Source organism: Rhodococcus sp. 1163, assembly GCF_002091985.1.
Lineage (GTDB): Bacteria > Actinomycetota > Actinomycetes > Mycobacteriales > Mycobacteriaceae > Rhodococcoides.
On the sequence record NZ_MKKX01000018.1, the window covers coordinates 318474 to 337737 of the forward strand.

The 19264-nt window shown below is 62.8% G+C and carries 21 protein-coding genes; 2 read left to right on the forward strand and 19 right to left on the reverse strand.

Annotation, left to right across the window (positions count from 1 at the left end; all coding sequences use genetic code 11):
- Positions 1-42: 42 nt before the first annotated feature.
- The 5 genes from BJD99_RS07700 to BJD99_RS07720 form a co-directional block, all read right to left on the reverse strand.
- Complete coding sequence (locus BJD99_RS07700) at positions 43-1605, reverse strand: bifunctional uroporphyrinogen-III C-methyltransferase/uroporphyrinogen-III synthase (protein ID WP_084346196.1); 1563 nt, start codon at positions 1603-1605, stop codon at positions 43-45.
- Positions 1602-2588: a hydroxymethylbilane synthase gene (gene hemC, locus BJD99_RS07705; protein WP_084346197.1), complete on the reverse strand. Its 987-nt coding sequence runs from the start codon at positions 2586-2588 to the stop codon at positions 1602-1604. Before hemC ends, BJD99_RS07700 begins: the two co-directional genes overlap by 4 nt.
- Positions 2585-3967, reverse strand: a complete 1383-nt coding sequence (locus BJD99_RS07710; protein WP_084346198.1) for a glutamyl-tRNA reductase — start codon at positions 3965-3967, stop codon at positions 2585-2587. Before BJD99_RS07710 ends, hemC begins: the two co-directional genes overlap by 4 nt.
- On the reverse strand, positions 3964-4782 hold the full coding sequence (locus tag BJD99_RS07715) for a redox-sensing transcriptional repressor Rex (RefSeq protein ID WP_084346199.1): 819 nt from the start codon (positions 4780-4782) through the stop codon (positions 3964-3966). Before BJD99_RS07715 ends, BJD99_RS07710 begins: the two co-directional genes overlap by 4 nt.
- 182 nt (positions 4783-4964) lie before the next feature.
- Positions 4965-5237 (reverse strand): glutaredoxin family protein, encoded by a 273-nt coding sequence (locus tag BJD99_RS07720; RefSeq protein WP_084346200.1) that lies wholly within the window; start codon positions 5235-5237, stop codon positions 4965-4967.
- A gap of 333 nt (positions 5238-5570) precedes the next feature.
- Between BJD99_RS07720 and BJD99_RS07725 the strand changes: the two genes are divergently transcribed.
- The gene (locus BJD99_RS07725; RefSeq protein WP_084346389.1) at positions 5571-6500 is read left to right on the forward strand and encodes an HAD family phosphatase; all 930 of its coding nucleotides are present in this window, start codon (positions 5571-5573) and stop codon (positions 6498-6500) included.
- A 19-nt stretch (positions 6501-6519) separates the two neighbouring features.
- Here BJD99_RS07725 and BJD99_RS07730 read toward each other — a convergent pair whose 3' ends face one another.
- The 10 genes from BJD99_RS07730 to BJD99_RS21410 form a co-directional block, all read right to left on the reverse strand.
- Complete coding sequence (locus BJD99_RS07730; protein ID WP_084346201.1) at positions 6520-7008, reverse strand: GNAT family N-acetyltransferase; 489 nt, start codon at positions 7006-7008, stop codon at positions 6520-6522.
- Between the two features lie 18 nt (positions 7009-7026).
- Entirely contained in the window at positions 7027-8085 is a 1059-nt protein-coding gene (locus BJD99_RS07735) for a lysophospholipid acyltransferase family protein (RefSeq protein ID WP_084346202.1), read from the reverse strand.
- Positions 8082-9191 carry an NAD-dependent epimerase/dehydratase family protein gene (locus BJD99_RS07740; RefSeq protein WP_179142231.1) on the reverse strand — a complete coding sequence of 370 codons (1110 nt, stop codon included), beginning with the start codon at positions 9189-9191 and terminating at the stop codon, positions 8082-8084. Before BJD99_RS07740 ends, BJD99_RS07735 begins: the two co-directional genes overlap by 4 nt.
- 203 nt (positions 9192-9394) lie before the next feature.
- On the reverse strand, positions 9395-9496 hold the full coding sequence (locus BJD99_RS07745; protein WP_003402602.1) for a 30S ribosomal protein bS22: 102 nt from the start codon (positions 9494-9496) through the stop codon (positions 9395-9397).
- 231 nt (positions 9497-9727) lie between these two features.
- Entirely contained in the window at positions 9728-9964 is a 237-nt protein-coding gene (locus BJD99_RS07750; protein WP_084346204.1) for a helix-turn-helix domain-containing protein, read from the reverse strand.
- A 127-nt stretch (positions 9965-10091) separates the two neighbouring features.
- Entirely contained in the window at positions 10092-10907 is an 816-nt protein-coding gene (proC, locus tag BJD99_RS07755) for a pyrroline-5-carboxylate reductase (RefSeq protein WP_084346205.1), read from the reverse strand.
- A 31-nt stretch (positions 10908-10938) separates the two neighbouring features.
- On the reverse strand, positions 10939-11775 hold the full coding sequence (locus BJD99_RS07760; RefSeq protein WP_084346206.1) for a thioesterase family protein: 837 nt from the start codon (positions 11773-11775) through the stop codon (positions 10939-10941).
- A gap of 143 nt (positions 11776-11918) precedes the next feature.
- Positions 11919-12764, reverse strand: a complete 846-nt coding sequence (locus BJD99_RS07765) for a sugar phosphate isomerase/epimerase (protein ID WP_179142232.1) — start codon at positions 12762-12764, stop codon at positions 11919-11921.
- Between the two features lie 7 nt (positions 12765-12771).
- A complete protein-coding gene (locus BJD99_RS07770) occupies positions 12772-14052 on the reverse strand; it encodes a hypothetical protein (RefSeq protein ID WP_084346207.1) in 1281 nt (426 codons plus the stop codon).
- Positions 14049-14471 (reverse strand): hypothetical protein, encoded by a 423-nt coding sequence (locus BJD99_RS21410; RefSeq protein WP_306294091.1) that lies wholly within the window; start codon positions 14469-14471, stop codon positions 14049-14051. The genes BJD99_RS07770 and BJD99_RS21410 overlap by 4 nt, the downstream gene beginning before the upstream one ends.
- On the opposite strand from BJD99_RS21410, the gene BJD99_RS07780 reads away from it, so the two are divergent.
- The gene (locus BJD99_RS07780; RefSeq protein WP_247595957.1) at positions 14472-15305 is read left to right on the forward strand and encodes a hypothetical protein; all 834 of its coding nucleotides are present in this window, start codon (positions 14472-14474) and stop codon (positions 15303-15305) included.
- 60 nt (positions 15306-15365) lie between these two features.
- On the opposite strand, the gene BJD99_RS07785 is transcribed toward BJD99_RS07780, so the two are convergent.
- From BJD99_RS07785 to BJD99_RS07800, 4 genes are all read right to left on the reverse strand, one after another.
- Positions 15366-16055 (reverse strand): response regulator transcription factor, encoded by a 690-nt coding sequence (locus BJD99_RS07785; protein WP_084346208.1) that lies wholly within the window; start codon positions 16053-16055, stop codon positions 15366-15368.
- Complete coding sequence (locus BJD99_RS07790; protein WP_084346209.1) at positions 16052-17227, reverse strand: cell wall metabolism sensor histidine kinase WalK; 1176 nt, start codon at positions 17225-17227, stop codon at positions 16052-16054. The genes BJD99_RS07785 and BJD99_RS07790 overlap by 4 nt, the downstream gene beginning before the upstream one ends.
- 150 nt (positions 17228-17377) lie before the next feature.
- Positions 17378-18133, reverse strand: coding sequence for a phosphoglyceromutase (locus tag BJD99_RS07795; protein ID WP_084346210.1), 756 nt, complete (start codon positions 18131-18133; stop codon positions 17378-17380).
- A gap of 137 nt (positions 18134-18270) precedes the next feature.
- A complete protein-coding gene (locus tag BJD99_RS07800; RefSeq protein WP_084346211.1) occupies positions 18271-19242 on the reverse strand; it encodes a pirin family protein in 972 nt (323 codons plus the stop codon).
- Between the last annotated feature and the right edge of the window lie 22 nt (positions 19243-19264).

Sequence of the window (19264 nt, forward strand, 5' to 3'; positions counted from 1 at the left end):
TGAAAACACCTCTACCAGAGCTATTTCCACGCAGCTCGGGCGTCAGCGCCTGCGACTCTTCTTTCGCGGGGGCGGCAATGCACCTTCGGCACGCAGACGAGCAGCATGCTCGGCCAGTGCCTCGATGAGCGGACCGACCTGCGCGGTCTCCGGCTGAACGTCGACGCGCAGACCGAACTCGACAGCAGTCTCTGCTGTCTTCGGACCGATGCACGCAACGAGCGTGCGCGCGTGCGGCTTTCCAGCGATACCGACGAGATTTCGAACGGTCGAACTCGACGTGAAGCACACCGCGTCGAACCCTCCGGTCTTGATCATCTCGCGGGTCTCGGCGGCAGGCGGCGCGGCGCGCACAGTTCGGTAGGCAGTGACATCGTCGATCTCCCACCCGCGCTCACGAAGTCCCTCGGCAACCGTTTCGGTAGCGATATCGGCACGCGGCAACAGAACCCGATTGACCGGGTCGAACACCTCGTCGTACGGCGGGAAGTCCTCGAGAAGACCGAGCGAAGACTGCTCGCCCGACGGCAGCAGTTCGGGGTTGATACCGAACGACCGAACCTTCTCCGCCGTCGCTTCGCCGACGCACGCGATCTTCACACCCGAAAATGCACGGGCATCGAGACCGAACTCTTCGAACTTCTCCCACACGGCGCGAACTGCATTGGTCGAGGTGAAGACGACCCACTGGTATCTGCCGTCGACGAGTCCCTTGACCGAACGTTCCATCTGAGCCGGGCTACGCGGAGGCTCGACGGCAATGGTCGGAACCTCGATCGGGATGGCACCGTGCGTCACGAGACGATCGCTCATCTCCCCAGCCTGATCCTTGGTACGTGGCACCAGAACGGTCCAGCCGTACAGTGCGCGAGACTCCCACCAGGACATCTTGTTTCGGCCGGAAACGACCTTACCGACCGTGACGACGAGCGATCCGACGAGCTCACTGCCTGCATCGTTCAGCGTGGCGAGGGTGGCCTCGACGGTGCGCTGCTGACGGGTCGTGCCCCGGACCGTGATGGCCGCGGGTGTCTGCGGAGCCAGACCGTGTTCGACGAGCGCACTGGCCGTCTCGGCCAGATGCCCCGACGTCGCGTGCAGTACGAGCGGCCCTGGTGCGGCAGCAAGCGCCGCCCAGTCGACCTCGCCTCGGACGTCGGCCTCGGTGTGTCCGGAACCCAACGCTATTCCGGCGTAACTCGGCACCGCTGAACCGGACGGTAGTCCGGGAAGAACCTCGAACTGGACATGTGTGCGTGCGACGGCGTTGACCTCGGCGATGACCGAGTCGGTGGTCAACGGATCCCCGGACACCAGGCGCACGACATCGTGGCCGTTCTTCGCCTCGGCCAGAAGGGTTTTGGCAACCTCGGCAGGCTCGCCGAGTGCCGGCCGGACATCGACTCCGGTCTCGCCGGTTTCCGGGTCGCGCGGAAGATCGTGACCGACGAGCGCGATAACGCCCTTGTCGACATCGGGGTCGGTGAACGCGAGTTCGGCGGAGCCGAGTACTTCGCGGGCTCGGACCGTCAGCAGAGCTGGGTCACCCGGCCCCGATCCCACGAACAGGATCCGTCCGTTGGCATTCTTGCGGACTGGGCTCATCGGTTGTTCTCCAGTGCTTTCTTGTGTGGGTGGTGAGACGTAGTGGCGGCCGGCTCGGTTATGTCGACCAGCCTGCGGGCGCCTAGATCGAGCATCTCGCGGGCCAGGTCGCGGCCCAGCTCCTCGGCATTGTCGGTGGCACCGACAATCGACGCGCGAATGGAATCGCTGCCGTCGAGGGCTGCCACGCAGGCACGCAGTGACAGTTCTTCGAAGACGTGGCCACTCTCGTCGATGGACTCGACGATGTCGGCGATGGCACCGACCGGAGCCGAGCATCCTGCTTCGAGTTCGGCCAGCAGACCACGCTCGGCGGCAACGCAGGTGCGGGTGTTCGTATCGTCGAGCGTGCGAATCGCCTCGATGAGCTCGGTATCGGCGATCCTGCATTCGACAGCCAATGCACCCTGCGCTGGAGCAGAGATCATCTGTACCGGATCGAGTGCTTCGGTGATGACGTCGAGCCTGCCGATCCGAGCGAGTCCGGCTCGTGCCACGACGACGGCGTCGAGTTCCCCGGACGCCACCTTCCCGATACGGGTGTCGAGGTTTCCCCGCAAGGGCCTGACATCGAGTCCCTGGCCGAGTGCACGCAACTGCGCGGCACGGCGCGGCGCCGACGTCCCGACGGTCGCTCCGACGGGTAGCTCGCCGAGCACGAGGCCGTCACGAGCGACCAGCGCGTCGCGCGGATCTTCCCGCTCGGGGATCGCAGCAATGACGAATCTTTCGTCGGGAGCGGTAGGCAGGTCCTTGTAGGAGTGCACCGCGATGTCGACCTTGCCGTCGGTGAGTGCCTCACGCAACGCCGCAGTGAACACGCCGACTCCGATGGTCTGCACCGGAGCGGCCGACATATCACCGGCAGTTTTGATGATCACGAGTTCTGCGTCGAGACCTGCTGCGATCAGCCCACGCCGGACTGTGTCGGCCTGGGTCGTTGCGAGCAGGCTTCCTCGTGTTCCGATTCTTACGACGGTCACCGCTGTGGTCCCTTCTTGCCGTCGATCCGGCTGGCAGTGAAATCGTCCACGAGTTCCATTCCATTGATCTCGATCGGGCTGGCGACAGCGTCGACCGTTCCCGGGCTCAGTTCGAACAACTCCCGCAGCGCTGCTGCATAGGAGTCGCCGCCAGGGGTGGTGGCTAGTTGCTTGACGCGGACAGTGGGTGAATGCAGGAGCTTGTCCACGACGCGTCGCACTGTCCGGGCGACCTCGTCGCGCTGCGGCGAGTCCAGGCTGGGCAGTCGCGAATCGAGTCGCATGAGTTCTGCTTCGACGACCTCGGCGGCACGCTGGCGTAGCGCTGTCACTGTCGGCGTCACCTCGGCGAGCCGTTGACCGGCGAGGTATCCGGAGAGTTCGGCGGAGACGATTTCGCGCGCGGCAGCAGCGTCGGAAGATGCCGCGCCTGCAGCCGGGTCCCGTTGTAGGGACTCCATATCGAACACGCTGACGCCGGGTAGCCCAGCGACCGTGGGATCGACGTCGCGGGGCAGTCCGAGGTCGCAGATGGCGAGAAGCCGCCCCGGGTCTCGCTGGGCAAGCGCGAGGTGTGCATCCGCAAGGGAGACGACAGCACCGACCGCGCCCGTACAGGTGACGAGCACGTCGCCGTCGGACAGCGCAGCGGGGAGTTGGTCGAAATCCATCGCCGACGCGGGTACACCGGCGGACAGTGCCGTTTCGGCGAGGTGCTCGGCGCGTTCGCGGGTGCGGTTCACCACGATCAGGCGACCGATTCCGGCACGTCCGAGGTGCGCTACGGACAGTCCGCCCATAGCGCCGGCGCCCACCACTACGGCGGTCTTTCCTTCCAGGCTTCCACCGAACATGGCCGCTGCGCGCTCGATCGCCACCGAGACGACGGATGCACCAGCGGAATCGATTCCGGTCTCCGAATGAACACGCTTTCCGACGCGCAACGCCTGCTGCGCCAGTTCGTGGAGCACTCGACCGGACGCCTGCTGGTTGTCCGAAGCCGCGTACGCAGCACGAATCTGTCCCAGAATCTGCTGTTCGCCGATGACCATCGAATCGAGGCCACTGGCTACGGCGAAGAGATGCTCGACGGCTGCTTCGCTGTATCGAACGTAGGCGTGCTGGGTCAGTTCTTGCACTTCCAGACCGGAGTGCTCGGCAAGCACTTCTCCGACGGCGGTCAGAGCGCCATGGAAGGCGTCGACTACGGCGTAGATCTCGACTCGGTTGCACGTCGAGACGACCATGACTTCGGAGATGCTCCCGGTAGCCATGAGCTTGTCGGTAAGTTTCGGTCGATCCGTGTCGGTGACAGCGACACGTTCGAGAACTGCGACGGGAGCGCTACGGTGCGAAATCCCGACGAGAAGGACACTCACGGTGCAATCACCGATCCGTTTCTTGTCGAACTGCTAGGGCTGATGGCTCCGGGTAGTGAACCGGGCGTCACTCGTGGTCCTCGGCTACGTCCGAGGCGCGGATTTCCGGGCAGACTCGGTGATCCATGAGCAGCCTCGTTCCGCGAACTGTTGAAAGAGAGAACCTGCATCTCCACTGCCAGGTCGACTCGACGCACCTCGACACTATCCGGCACGTCGAGCATCACCGGGGAAAAGCTGAGGATGCACTCGACGCCGCCTGCGACGAACGCGGAGGCCACACTCTGAGCGGCGGCGTCGGGGGTGGCGATCACACCGATCGTGGCTTCGAGTTCGCGACACGACTGTTCCAACAGGTCAACGTGTCGGACTTCGAGTCCATCGATGTCGGTGCCGACTCTCTTCGCATCCCGATCGAACAGTCCGACCATCGAGAATCCGCGACGGCCGAAGCCGCCGTATCGCGCAAGTGCCTCACCGAGGTTCCCGACACCGACGAGGACAACCTTGTGTCCGCGATCGAGACCGAGTGCGCTCTCGATCTTGGCCCGCAGGCGCATGACGTCGTAACCGACTCCACGCACGCCGTTCGGGCCGAGGAAGGAGAGATCCTTGCGGAGTTTTGCCGAGCCGACACCCGCGGCGTTGGCCAGTTCTTCGCTCGATACGATGATTACTCCGTCGTCGGCAAGAATTCCGAGGACCCGCAAGTAGGCCGCTAAACGCGTCACCGTAGCCTGTGGAATAACGCGTTCGACCCCAGCAGACCGTTCAACGGTCGCCGGTACAGCCGGGCGCTCTTCGGTCACGTTCATGGCTCCTCGTCCGAACGGCAGCGATGCCGGTCCTCACGCTGATCCTGATACATCCAGATCACGACTCTTTACGAGCATTGATATTGTTCGCACCACGGTAACCGCTTGTGAACGAATGAACAAAGTCGCTGGATCCGTGCTAGAGGGGCCCTCACCTGCAAAGCGAGAGCAATCGCACGTTCTTAGGGTGCCCTGGTGACCGTCAGATCCGCTCGCAATCGTGGCTCGTCGACCTCCCAGTAGCTGTGTTCGCGCCCGTCGAGCAGCACCACCGGAACACGGTCTCCGTACTCCGCTCGCAGGTCAGGGTCGGTGGCCGCCGCTTGGTCCACATCGACGGCCGAGGGAACGATTCCGAAATCAGCACACACCGCAGTCAACTTCTCGAACGCGACGACACAGGTGTGACAACCGGCGCGGGTGAGAAGAACCACGGAAGATTCGTTGGAGCTCATACCCCTACTGTCTCACTGCCAGATGCAGAGACGAAGCTCACAGGCAGGCCGAGACGCCACAGGTATGGATCGAGCCCGCGCGTACGCGCTCGCCCACAGTGACACGGACTAGGGTTGTGGCAGTGCTCGAGCAGGGAGGTGCGCAAGACGATGAACGACGAGAACCCGAAAAAGCCCGACATCAACAGCGAAGATTCCGGCGATTCACACACGCAGGTGTCGGATTCACATGATTCGACAGCGCACGAGCCCGAGGCAGCAGACAGGGCCGAGGAAGTTCGTGGGGACTCGACAGTGCCGGACTTGCCGATAGCGGAGGTGCCGGACGCAGTCATGGTCGACACCCGGCAGCCCGCGGCCGACAAGCGCCGCAAACGTCGATTCCGCAGTCCACTCGGCCCTACCGACGCGCAGGTCCGCGCCAACGTCGCCGGAGAGGCAAGTGCCGATGCAGCACTCGCGCTCCAACTCGACAGCGACGGCTCGGTGCCACTCGACCTGACCGCCGCCGCGTTCTTCGACGTCGACAACACGATGGTGCAGGGCGCGTCGATCATTCACTTCGCCCGCGGTCTGGCCTCCAGAAAGTACTTCACCAGCGGCGATCTGGCCCAGTTCGCTTGGCAGCAAGTGAAATTCAGAGTCAGCGGCAAGGAGAACAGCGACGATGTCGCCAGTGGCCGAGAAAAAGCCTTGTCCTTCATCACCGGAAGATCGACCGCCGAACTGACTCGCCTGGGCGAGGAAATCTACGACGAGATGATCGCCGACAAGATTTGGCCGGGCACCGCCGCACTTGCACAGATGCACCTGGATGCAGGTCAGCAGGTCTGGCTGGTCACCGCGACACCACTGGAGCTGGCTCAGATCATCGCCAAACGACTCGGCCTTACCGGTGCACTAGGAACCGTCGCCGAAAGCAAGGACGGAATATTCACCGGCCTGTTGGTCGGAGATATTCTGCACGGACTCGGCAAGGCTCACGCCGTTCGCACACTCGCCGTCCGCGAGGGTTTGAACCTCAAACGGTGCACCGCGTACTCCGACAGCCACAACGACGTTCCCATGCTGTCGCTGGTCGGCACGGCCGTCGCGGTCAATCCAGACGCAGACCTGCGGGAAGTGGCCAAGAACCGAGGCTGGGAGATCCGTGATTTCCGGACGGGGCGTAAGGCCGCGAGGATCGGGGTCCCGACGGCCCTTGCCATCGGTGCCGTCGGCGGCGGGCTCGCTGCCGTGCTCGGTCGCCGTCGGGCTGCCTGACCAGCTCGGGTTCAAGACGTCACAGACTCAGTTGCATCAGCGTCAGGTCGAGCCACCTGTCGAATTTGACCCCCACTTCGGGGAGCTGTCCGACGGTGACGAAGCCGAATTTGTCGTGCAACGCGATCGAGGTGGCGTTGCCACTTTCGATACCCGCGATCATTGCGTGGATTCCTGCGGCACGGGCGCGCGCTATCAACTCCGCCAGCAGGGCGCTGGCAATGCCCTGACGGTGAAAAGCTTTGTCGACGTATACCGAGTGCTCGACCGTCAGCCGGTACCCACTTTTCGGACGCCACTGCCCGTACGACGCGTACCCAGCGATGAAACCGTCGACGACGGCCGTCAGGACGGGAAATCCAGCCCGAAGACGGCCGTCGAACCAGGTGATTCTTTCGTCGAGTCCCACTTCGGTCTCGTCCCAGATCGCCGTCGTGGTGGCGATGGCGTCGTTGTGAATGGCGAGTATCGAAGGCAGGTCTTCGGTGATGGTGTCACGGATCAGCACCGCGAGGACTTTACAGAGCTACCCGAGGAAGACGTTGCGACGCTTGGCGAGAAGTCGATAGAGCGTGTGCTGGATCGTTTCGCGAACATGGTCGGTCAACTCGAAGAGCACCATCGGATCGTCCGAAGCTTGGGCTTCGTAGGAGTCGGTGTAGATCGGCTTACCGAACTCGATGTACCACTTCGACGGCAGCGGGATGAGACCGAGTGGGCCGAAGTGCGGGAAGAGCGGTGTGACCGGAAAGTACGGCATCCCCATCAGCCGAGCGAGCGTGGTGAGGTCGCCGATTTTCGGGTAGATCTCTTCCGACCCCACGATCGAGCACGGGATGATCGGGGCCCCGGTACGCAGGGCGGCCGATACGAAACCGCCGCGGCCGAACCGTTGCAACTTGTAGCGCTCGCTGAACGGCTTGCCGATTCCCTTGAAGCCCTCGGGGAAGACCGCCGCTACCTCCCCCATACGCAGCAATCGCTCGGCGTCGGGGTTGCAGGCGAGCGTGTGTCCCGCTTTGCGTGCGATCGATCCGACCCCGGGCATCTCGAAAGCCATGTCGGCTGCCAACATTCGCAGTGGTCGGTGCGCGGGATGGTGATCACGCACGGCGACGGAGGTCATCAACGCATCGATCGGGATGACGCCGGCGTGATTGGCGACAACGAGTGCACCACCGTCGTTCGGAATGTTCTCGATGCCCTTGACCTCGACGCGGAACCATTTGTCGAACAATGGCCGCAGCAGCGGAAGCCATACGGCATCGGCGAAGTGGGGGTCGTACCCGAATTCGTCGATCTGGTAGTCACCGGCGAGCCGACGTCGCAGGAACTCGGCGGTTCCGGCAATCTGGTCGACCAATTTTTCTCTGATCGCGTCGATGGGCACGGACACCGGAGCTGTTGCCACCGGCGGTGCGGCGAAGGTCGGAGTGATGAGTGGTGTGGGCGGCCGGACCTCGGAGTACGAGGACGGGTGGCGGCTGCGACTTCGTTCTACCCGGCTTTGGTCTGTGTTTCTCGCGGACGCCGTTCTACCGGACCCACCGCCGTGCAGCGGAATTACCTTCGCCACGTCGCTCACCTCCTTCGTCCTGGACTCGCGACGGTCAGTACCTTCGTCGACACTGCTGCACCTGCATCGACGATCGACAACAGGTGTTTCTCTGCGGCATCGATCCACTCGGTTTTGAGGACCGGACGCAGTGCTGCGCCGCGCACGAAGTCGTCGAATGCCTGCACGGTCGTCCACCGAGGTTCGAAACCGAGGTCGGATCTCATACGGGTCGTGTCGAGCCCGCAGCCGAAATGGAAATAGTCGAGTTGTTCGGTGGTGAACTCGCGCATCATGCCACCCATCAGTGCTCGACCTACGCTCTTGAACAACGCGAACGGAACGGGCGCTTCGATGCGACCCGCACGCCGGATAGCCTGAGAGAGCATGATCGTTCCGTCGGCTCCGACGTTGAACGTGCCTGCCGGTCCGCCGATCGTGGCCCGCTCGAGTGCGGCCAGGGCGTCTTCTTCGTGCAGCAATTGCATGCGTGCATCGCGGCCGACGATACTCGGGATGATCGGGGACGTCATGTACCGCGAGATGGTCCCGTTGAGCCGTGGTCCGATCAGCGGCGCCATCCGCAAAATCGACACAGCGACGTCCGGACGGCGACGGCCGAGCCCGCGGACGTAGCCCTCGATGTCGATGGTGTCCCGAGCGTAGGCGCCCTGCGGCGGACGCCGGGCACTCATCTCCTCGGTGAAATTGACCGGGTCTTTGGCACTGCACCCATAGACGGACGACGAAGACCGCAGGACGACCTTGCGCACAGTCGGTGAGTTCTGACAGACGGCGAAGAGCTGCATCGCCCCGATGACGTTGAGATCCTTCATGGTTGCTCGACCGCCGGAACTGGGCGGTTTGGCAATGGTGGCGGCATGGACGACGGTGTCCACGCCCGCGCTGCGGACGACCTTGCCGATGAGCGGATTGCGGATATCCGCGCGCACGAACTCGGCGCGGCCCATCTTGCGCAGCAGGTCTTTGCTCGGTGAGAGCGTATCGACAGCGATGACACGTTCGATCGATGGATTCTGCGCGAGCCGAGTGACGAGGTAACCCCCGAGAAAACGGCTTACACCGGTCACGAGGACCACTTTCGGCGCCGCTACGCCTCGATCGTTCGAGTTCACACACACCCCCAGGATTCGTGCCGCAACAAGCAGCCTACTGGAATCCAGCGAAGATGTGAGAGTACGAGAAATGGCACCCTGTGCAGGAAGAATGCAGATTCGGACAAGAGTGCTTTTCAGGACTCTCGATGTCGAAAACTGGGTGCATCGACTGCACGAAAAAGGCCCGACACCATAAGGTGACGGGCCTCTTTCGAGGAACTCTATTTACCGAGTTTCCTGCGCTGAACTCGGGTACGACGAAGCAACTTGCGGTGCTTCTTCTTCGACATGCGCTTGCGACGCTTCTTGATCACTGAACCCATGGCGGGTGTTCCTCACGTTCTGTCTACGTTTTCGCGCACGCGAAGTTGCGTACGCCTACCTGGCATCCTCGAACCCCTTACGGAGTTGTCGATCCCCAAGCTGGCGCTCGGGCGCTGCAGAAGCCAGAGCCCGATGCAACAACAGCGACTGGCACGACGAGTGTAGATCTTACCGGTGCAGACATTCGTCTGCGAAACCGGCCCGACTTCACCCGAGAGCGCGAGCGCTACTCAGCCCGCATCGAAGTACGAGGTCTCGAGGTAATCGTGCACAGCTTTTGCATGCACACGAAACGATCGACCCACCCGTACAGCGGGCAACTCTCCGCCGTGTACCAATCGGTACACAGTCATTTTGGACACCCTCATCAGTGACGCCACTTCGGCGACTGTGAGGAACTGCGTTCCAGCAAAAGCTGGTTGGCCATCCAGGGACGAACCCTTGGAAGACTTGCTTATAGGCGTCATTGATCCACTTACCTCCGGCACGTCTCGCGCGGCAGGCTTCCCCTCCTGCCGAACAGACACGCACGTGCTATTGATGAGCTTAGCGGGACCAATGGGGTTACTGCGACGGGTGTAGGCAATCGAATCTCTATTCAGCTGTGATGCCCATCTCAGTGGATCGACGCTTCGCGGCCCCCAAAGCGTCGAAAAACGCTGCTCGGAGGCCGTTTGTTTCCAATTCACGCACTGCTGCGGCCGTCGTTCCGCCAGGAGAAGTTACCGCGTAACGAAGCTCCGTTGCGGACTCTTCGGACCGATCGAGCATCGCCGCGGACCCCACCATCGTCTGAACGACGAGAGAAGTGGACACATCCCGGGCCAATCCGAGGCCGACACCCGCGTCGATCATCGCCTCGGCGACGAGGAAGAAGTACGCCGGCCCGGACCCCGAAACAGCTGTTACAGCGTCGAGCTGAGACTCTTTCACCGTCACCACCTTGCCGACCGAGGACAGAACGGTCCGTACGAGTGCCAGGTGCTCGGCCTTCGCGTGTCGCCCCGGGGCCAGCGCGCTCATGCCCTCGCCCACCAGCATCGGCGTATTCGGCATCACCCGGACGACCGGGAAGCCTGCTGGAAGCTTGGATTCGAACTTCGAAGTCGGCACCCCGGCGGCGAGTGAGACGATCAGTTGTTCGCGTTCTCCGTCCAGGTCGATCTTGGCGACCTCGGTGAGCACGGCATCCACATCACCAGGCTTGACCGCCAGCACGATGACATCCGCGTTCTCCGATGCCTCCGCGATCGACGCCGTCAGGATCCCGAACGTCGAGGCCAACTCGCGGGCTCGGGCCTCGAACTTCTCCGCTACCACCAGGTCGCGGACAGGGTGCCCCGATTCGAGCAGGCCCGCGATCAGCGCCTCACCGATGCGGCCACCGCCGATTACAGCAATTCTCGTCATGGCCGCAACTCTAGAGGCGACCTCACCGTGCCTAGCGCGGGACCATCGCCAGCTGCCTGCTCTGCACGACCACGGCTCCGGTCGAGTCCAGTACCAGGTGATCTTCTTCGAACCACGTAGCGCCGATCACGGTGCTGCTCGCAGCTACCCGCAACCAACCGGGAGCGGGTCGACGACGAAGGTAGGACGTCAACTGCACGGTCGGAGCCCAGCCGAACAGTCCGCGGTTCATCGTCACGGGTGCGCAGATGTCACCGGTCATGTGTGCGAACAGGACGGCGGTGTCGGCATCGGCCTCGTCGCCCGGACGGGGCCGGACCCACATGCGAATCTCCGATTCGCCCTGTTTACCGGTAAGAAAGTGCGCCGATGTCGGGTCGATTCGCATATCGCACCCCTGCGCCAGGTGCACTACCGACGCCATCGGATGTTCCCCGCCGACCGCGTCGGCATCCGCAGGGGGTTCGATAGCCATCGACGCGAGCGCCGAGGGAACTTCGTGTCGCGGCGAGTCGGTATCCGGGCGCCCCAGAGTGACGACGGCCCGCACCGCCACCCGGCCGGCCTGGGACATTTCGACGTCGACGCTCGATACTTGCTTGCCTCGCTTGCGGACGATCGTCGTCAGATCCACCTGGCCGGGGTCGGGCGCATTCAAGTAGCTGACGCTGACGGCGAGAGGTTGCGCCTCCGCGTCGTCGAGCTGAGCCTTCGCTGCCGCTGCACAGGTGGCGAGCATCGTGCCACCGTGCACTTTGGGGCCGATGGTCCAGACGGAGTCGATCACTGCTGCGAAGGAACCCTCGACGTCGGTACGCGCGAGGATCGTCAGTGCGGTAGCCGAACGAAAGGGGCTGGGTTCGGTCATCGGTCGGGCCTTTCGTGGGGGGGTGAAGTCATGGGGGGTGAAGATCGTTTGCGCATGGATTCCACCGGCGTCATCGCCAGGTCGGTCTCGGCGATCCCCCACCGTGCGAGTCCGAAAATGAGTGCGCTGTCGCAGGAGCCGAACTATCCGAGATACCGCCGTGCGAATGCCAAAGCCTGCCCGAGCATCGACGCCCGCTCGGGCAGCGTGCGTGCGTTCTGCGTATTGATCTCGATGACGGCCTGCCCGCGAAAACCTCGACGAACCAACTCTGTGCACACCTCGGCGCATGGTTGTTCGCCGTGCCCGGGGATGAGATGCTCGTCGACCGACGCACCTCGACCGTCGGCCAGATGGAGATGGGCCAGACCCGCACCCATGCGATTCATCATCTCCAACGCATCGGTCCCGGCAGTTGCCGTATGTGACAGATCCAGCGTGTAGTGCGCGTGCCCGGAATCGGTCGGGTCGTAGGACGGCGCGAACGCCGAGAGCGCAGCACCAGGGCCGCCGCGCTTGCGAAGTCTCGCCGCAGATCCTTCCTTGCGGCCGAACAACCGATCTGCACGCATCGGAAACATGTTCTCGACGGCGACCACGACGTCCGAACCCATCTCGAGGTCCGCCACCTGATCGGCGAATCCGTCGGCATACTTCCGCTGCCACCGAAACGGCGGATGCACCACGACTGTCGAGGCACCCAATTTCTCTGCAGCCTGCACCGAACGTTCCAGTTTTGCGGCCGGGTCGGCGCCCCAGACTCGTTGGGAAATCAGCAGGCAAGGGGCATGGATGGCCTGCACCGGAACCGAATACTTACGAGAGAGCGCCGCGACGGCGTCGACTTCCTGGCTCACCGATTCGGCCCACACCATCAGCTCGATGCCGTCGTAGCCGAGTTCTGCCGCATAGCGAAACGCCGCTTCGGTGTTCTGCGGATACACCGAAGCTGTCGACAATCCGACTGCTACCAAGCCTTTCGACGCCACCGTCGACTCAGCCCGTACTCAATTGGAAAGCCAGCGGTCCCAACGTCACGAACACCCCGACTGCGATGGCTATGACCATGCTGAGCAAATCGTCGGTTCGACGCAGAATTCGCACCACGGCCACCAACCCGACGATGACGATGACTGCCAGAGTCAGGGCAACCCATGGCAGCATGTCCCAGAGCTTCTCGAAGCCTTTGAACAAGAGTGCGCCCACCACGATTGCGACGGCGCCCTGTCCTGCGAGTGCGAGCCATTGCTTGGCAGCATTCTTCTTGTCGGATCGTTCCTTCGAGGCGTCCGCGGCCTCAGTCGCGAGATCGTCCTCGGCGACAATCTGGTCTTTCTCATCCTTCTTGTCGACCGCCTCGACCTTCTTGTCGACCGGTTCGAGGACGACGGCATCGGTCACCTCGGTCACAGCGTCATCGGGCTTCGATGCTGCGCGGCGCTCGAACGCTCTCCCGAATTTCGGCTTCGCATCCGGTGTCGGTGCTGCAGCGGGCGACGCCGCTGTCTTCTTCTCGGTTTCCGGTGCCTTCTTTTCGACTGCCTTCTTTTGAGCCACCGCGACCGGGTTGGAGGGTTGCGGTCGCGACTGAGCGGGCATCGCGGCTGTGCTGGGCTGATCGGCCGCCCGCGGCCGAGCCTGCGACGGCTTGTCGACCACGTCGGTCTTCGGAACAGCGTCTGCTTCGGTGCGTGAGAACCGACTGCGTTGAACGAAGCCTGACGTGCGGGAACTGCGCTCGACCGGTTTCGCTTCCTGGTTCGGCTTCGCCACTGTTTCCTGGCGCGACACTGGTTCTTGACGCGGCACTGGTTCTTGACGCGACACTGGGTCTTGACGCGACACTGCTTCCTGACGCGACACGGTGTCTTGACGCGAACGGACCGGCACCGGTCGCGGTGTGGCTGCCGACCCGTAAGGCCGACGCTCGTTCTCGTCGTGAGCCTGATTCAGCAGATCGGCTGCAGCTGTCGTCGATCCCGACAACAGTTCCGGCTCCTGCTGCCTGCGAGAAGATTGCTGGAACTGAGGCTTGGGCGTCGGCTGCGGTGACGGCGCGGCGGCACGCGGCGGTTCGACGACCGGCGCTTCGGCAGAGACCGGTTCGTCGCGCACGACGGGGATTTCCCCGGTCAACTCGGCGACGGAGATACCGCCCTTGACGCCTCGACGGCGGCGTCCGCCCGAATTGAGGTTCGACTTCTGACCGTTCCGCGCGAGTAGCTCGGCAACGGAAATCTGCCCGGTGTCCTCCGGGTTTGCGTTGTTGTTCGTCATGTCGAGCTCACTACCGGATCGCCGGTCGTTTCGGTGTCCAGCTTCCGCACAATCAAACCTTCCCTCAGCGCCCTCGAACGGATTTCGATCGGGTCGATCGACAGTGCTCGCATGCTCGCCTCCGCTACCAAAGCTCCTGACACCGACTGTGGTGACCGATCGTCACCGACGCATCCCCATCCTGCACGGTCCGCGCCCGACCTTCGGACCAACGATCGAATCGTCCTCGACGTTCCCACCGTACGGTCCGGGTTGCCCACAGTAGGTAAATACGTCGGCAGTTCCGATTCGAGCCCACTCCGCAGAACGTCGAAGCGTTCGTTCGCGGCTAGTTCCGGGTCGGGACGGCCACCGACAATCGCATCCATCACCGATGGATGTGTGGTGTTGCTTTCGACGTCGAGCACCCCTAATCGCACATGACCACGGTACTGGGTCTACCGTCCTCTCTTGTGACACCAGGTAGTGGGCAGCAGACTTTTGCTGCAGAAGTTGATCTGGATTTCCCTCGCGAATGGGTGGAATTTCCCGATCCCGACAATGCCGAGCACATCATTGCGGCCGATCTGACATGGCTTCTGTCCAATTGGACGTGTGTCTTCGGCACTCCGGCCTGTCAGGGCACGGTTGCCGGTCGCCCGGACGACGGTTGTTGCTCACATGGCGCCTTCCTGTCCGATGACGACGACAAGCGCAAGCTCGACGAGTCGGTGAAGCTACTTACTCCGGAAGACTGGCAACTGATGGACAAGGGCCTCGGGAAGAAGGGTTACGTCGAACTCGACGACCTCGACGACGAGCAATCGCTGCGCACACGTCGGTACAAGGGTGCGTGCATCTTCCAGAACCGCCCCGGATTCGCCGGCGGCATCGGCTGCGCGCTGCACTCGATGGCCCTACGCAAAGGCATCGAGCCGCTCGAGGTCAAACCCGACGTGTGCTGGCAATTGCCCATCCGCCGCACGCAGGATTGGATCACCCGGCCCGACGGCACCGAGATCCTCAAGACGACCATCGGCGAGTACGACCGTCGCGGTTGGGGCGAGGGCGGTCACGACCTTTCCTGGTACTGCTCCGGCTCCCCCGACGCGCACGTCGGAGAGAAGCAGGTTTTCGAGTCGTACAAGCCCGAACTGACCGAGATGCTCGGAAAGCCCGCGTACGACGAGTTGGCGTCGCTGTGCAAACGCCGTCGCGGATTGGGCCTCATAGCGGTCCACCCGGCAACCCGCGAGGCGCAGCGGACCAAGTAGTTTCAGGCGAGTGGAAATGCTTCGTGGACAAGCACTTCCACTCCCCTGCGATGCGGTCGCCTACCCCTCGAGCTTGTAGCCCAACCCGCGTACGGTGACGAGACGTTCGGGTTTGGCCGGATCCTGCTCGATCTTCGATCGCAGCCGTTTCACGTGCACATCGAGGGTTTTGGTGTCGCCGACATAGTCCGCACCCCACACCCGATCGATCAACTGACCCCGGGTGAGTACGCGCCCGGAGTTGCGCAGCAAATATTCGAGTAGATCGAATTCCTTGAGCGGCAACGTGATCTGCTCGGTGTTCACCAGCACGACGTGCCGTTCGACGTCCATGCGAACAGGCCCGGCTTCGAGCACACCAGTGTCGACGATGCCGTCGAGCTCGGCATCGTTGCCCCGACGCAAGACCGCGCGGATACGTGCGATCAACTCTCTGGCGGAGTAAGGCTTGGTGACGTAGTCGTCTGCGCCGAGTTCGAGCCCGACCACCTTGTCGATCTCACTGTCACGTGCCGTCACCATGATGACGGGAACACCTGAGCGCGAACGTAATTGCTTGCACACGTCCGTTCCGCTCATGCCGGGAAGCATCAAATCGAGGAGCACGATGTCCGCACCTGCCCGATCGAATTCTGCGAGCGCCGAAGGGCCGTCTACGGCGACGGTGACCTCGAAACCCTCCTTCCGGAGGATGAAGGCCAAAGGTTCGGCCAACGATTCCTCGTCCTCGACGATAAGCACGTTGGTCACTGTGTCTCTCTTTCTGTCGACGCAGGGTCGTCTTCTTCGAAGTACGCCGGGATCTGCAGGGTGAAGGTGGATCCGGTGCCGAGCTTGCTCCACAACGAAAGACTGCCGTTGTGGTTGGCTGCGACGTGTTTGGCGATCGCCAGACCGAGGCCGGTGCCGCCGGTGGCTCTCGAACGCGCCTTGTCGACGCGGAAGAATCGCTCGAAGACCCGCTCCTGATCTTCCTTGGCGATGCCGATTCCACGATCGGTAACCGCGAACGCAACATTCGAGCCACGAAGACCTCGACTCACCGAAACGGGTGAACCATCGGGCGAGTATGCGATCGCGTTCTGAATCAGGTTGGCGAGTGCCGTCACGAGTAGCGCCTGGTCCCCCAGTACTTCCAGGCCGCTCGGGTGGTCCGTGGTGACACTGATTCCGGCGTTCTCCGATGCGAGCTTCGACCGATCGAGGGCTTCGTTGACTACGGTATCGACATCCACGACGTCGAGGTCGGGGAGCCTCTCGGCCCCCTGCAGGCGCGAGAGTGCGATCAGCTCGCTCACCATGCTGCCCAGCCTCTTGGATTCGGCGACGACCTTACCGCCGAAATGACGGACCGAGTCCGGGTCGTCAGCTGATTCGAGTAGAGCTTCGGCCAGCAGGCTCATCGCACCGACTGGAGTCTTCAATTCGTGGCTGACGTTGGCGACGAAGTCCCGACGCGTCGCTTCCATCCGGGCCTGCTCGGAATCGTCGTCGGCGAACAGGACAACGAAACGTTGGTCCTCTTTGCTCAGCAGCCGAGCCACGCACCGGACCGCCATCCGGTCTCGACTCGTCGTCGTCCTGGCTTCCTTCGAACTGATGTCGACCTCGACGGGATTCCCGTCGCCGAGAACCTTTTGTGCGGCTTCCCATGCACGACCGTCGATGAGTCGATTACGCACCAGACCGAGTTCCTCGGCCCTCGGATTCGACAGGACGACGTCGTGGAACCTGTCTACGACGGCGATGCCGCTCTCGGACGCGAGAATGATCAGGTCCAGCACCTGCGGCATCGTCAATCCCGATGCCGCGCGTGTCCGCGCCGAATGCCGAGTCGCGAGGTACGGGATCAGAACACCGCCGACGAGGTACCCAACGAAGGCCGCTGCGATAGCCAGCAGCACAGCCGATGCAACACTCACACCGGAATCGTACGTTCGATGTGGAGCTCGTATACGCAGGGCGCAGGCATTCCCCTGGTCGCAACCGGCCTCGCCGACAGTGTTCTTCGACCGTTCATCTGAAGTTCGGGGAATCGGACACCGAATGGAGCCGCCGAACCACCGGAGAGCCTATTTTCCGCCCTGATTGGCGACGGCTGCCGCTCCCGCTGCCGCTGCTTCGGGGTCCAGGTATGTTCCTCCCCGGTTGCTCGGAACCAGCTTGCCCTCGCCGGCTTCGAAGTCGTAGCGCAGCGGAATGCCGGTAGGAATGTTCAGTGCCGCGATATCGGCGTCGGAAATCTCGTCGAGATACTTCACCAACGCCCGCAGTGAGTTGCCGTGCGCCGCGACCAGAACGTTCTTGCCAGCCTTCAGCTCGGCGACGATCGTCTCCTCGAAGTACGGGATGAGCCGGTCTACTACGTCCTTCAGGCATTCGGTCAGCGGCACGGTCGGCAGGTCGGCGTAGCGCGGGTCCGCGTCCTGGCTGTACTTGCTGCCTGCTTCGATCGCGGGCGGCGGCGTGTCGTAGCTACGACGCCACAGCATGAACTGCTCGTCGCCGTACTTGTCCTTGGTCTCCGCCTTGTTCAATCCCTGCAGCGCACCGTAGTGACGCTCGTTGAGGCGCCAGTCACGAACGACGGGGATCCAATGCCGGTCCGCTGCGTCGAGCGCGAGGTTCGCCGTGCTGATCGCTCGACGCAGAAGCGAGGTGTACAACACGTCGGGCAGCAGGTTCGCGTCGACCAGGAGCTCGCCGGCACGCTTGCCTTCGGCCTCTCCCTTGTCCGTCAAGCGGACATCGACCCACCCGGTGAACTGGTTGGAGAAGTTCCATTCACTCTCGCCGTGGCGGAGCAGAATCAAGGTTCCGATACTCATGGGGTCAGTTTCTCATGAACTGCGCAACAGTTGGCGCGCGTGGACCGGACACCGTTTTTACCGACCTGCGCGCCACATTCAGGTCCGAGCACGTGTGCGCGGTTTACAAAAACGGTGTTCGGTCTGCCGAGTGCGTCTCATCCGCGTGGTTGTAACCGGGTGTTCGGCAATTCCGGTGCTGGCAGCGTGCTTTCCCATTCTGCGGGAAATGCCCCGTACTGCGTGGCGGACGAATTGTCTCGACGCGCCTGCTCCCATTCCGTGCGGAACTGGACTATCTCCTCGTGACTGCGTCCGATGAGGTTCCACCACATGATGATTCGCTCGTTCAGCGGTTCACCTCCGAGGAGCAGAACTCGTGCGTCGAGGTCTGTGGATGCGTGCACGGTGATCGTCTCCACGCCGGGCTCGTGATAGATCAATTGCCCGGTGCTGGCTGCTATCCCGGACACGGTGACCTCACCCGTGTCGACGAGGACGCCGTGTTCGAACGTGACATCGACATCGAGACGCGCAGTGCTTCCCGCCGGCACGACTATCTCGGCTCCCACCAAAGGGCTGAACATCTCGACGGGCGAAGTCTGGCCGAACAGCGATCCTAGAAAGACCGCTGCACGAATCCCGCCATGCTCGACTATCGGCGGAACGTAGTGGTGAAATGCAGGTTCGGTGAACCGATGATCGGCCGGCAATGCGATCCACAACTGCACACCGTGCAGGACGGAAGTGTTCGGTGTCGAGAATTCCGAATGCGCTATTCCTGTGCCCGCCGTCATCACGTTCAATTCGCCGGGGCGGACCATCGCGCGCGTTCCAGTGGTGTCACGATGCTCGATTTCACCGCGGAAAAGCCACGACACGGTTTGCAGCCCAGTATGTGGATGACCCGGGACCTGCATGCCAACGCCGGTAGAGACGTCATCTGGCCCGTAGTGATCGACGAAACACCATGCCCCGATCAATGATCGAGTGCGCTGCGGCAGAGTGCGCCGGACGGTCATTGCGCGAGGACCACCCAACGGGACTTCCCGCGCCTCGAGAACTTGTACGACTCGATCAAGACGCGATTCACACGACAACTCCTGCGGCGAGGCTTCCAGGTTACTCACAACCGACCCTCATCTCATGACA

Excerpts from the sequence above, each read along its gene's own strand:
- BJD99_RS07700 (WP_084346196.1), bottom strand. The coding sequence starts at position 1,605 with ATGAGCCCAGTCCGCAAGAATGCCAACGGACGGATCCTGTTCGTGGGA.
- BJD99_RS07715 (WP_084346199.1), bottom strand. The coding sequence starts at position 4,782 with ATGAACGTGACCGAAGAGCGCCCGGCTGTACCGGCGACCGTTGAACGG.
- BJD99_RS07720 (WP_084346200.1), bottom strand. The coding sequence starts at position 5,237 with ATGAGCTCCAACGAATCTTCCGTGGTTCTTCTCACCCGCGCCGGTTGT.
- BJD99_RS07725 (WP_084346389.1), top strand. The coding sequence starts at position 5,571 with ATGGTCGACACCCGGCAGCCCGCGGCCGACAAGCGCCGCAAACGTCGA.
- BJD99_RS07745 (WP_003402602.1), bottom strand. The coding sequence starts at position 9,496 with ATGGGTTCAGTGATCAAGAAGCGTCGCAAGCGCATGTCGAAGAAGAAG.
- BJD99_RS07750 (WP_084346204.1), bottom strand. The coding sequence starts at position 9,964 with ATGACGCCTATAAGCAAGTCTTCCAAGGGTTCGTCCCTGGATGGCCAA.
- proC (WP_084346205.1), bottom strand. The coding sequence starts at position 10,907 with ATGACGAGAATTGCTGTAATCGGCGGTGGCCGCATCGGTGAGGCGCTG.
- BJD99_RS07760 (WP_084346206.1), bottom strand. The coding sequence starts at position 11,775 with ATGACCGAACCCAGCCCCTTTCGTTCGGCTACCGCACTGACGATCCTC.
- BJD99_RS07770 (WP_084346207.1), bottom strand. The coding sequence starts at position 14,052 with ATGACGAACAACAACGCAAACCCGGAGGACACCGGGCAGATTTCCGTT.
- BJD99_RS07780 (WP_247595957.1), top strand. The coding sequence starts at position 14,472 with ATGACCACGGTACTGGGTCTACCGTCCTCTCTTGTGACACCAGGTAGT.
- BJD99_RS07795 (WP_084346210.1), bottom strand. The coding sequence starts at position 18,133 with ATGAGTATCGGAACCTTGATTCTGCTCCGCCACGGCGAGAGTGAATGG.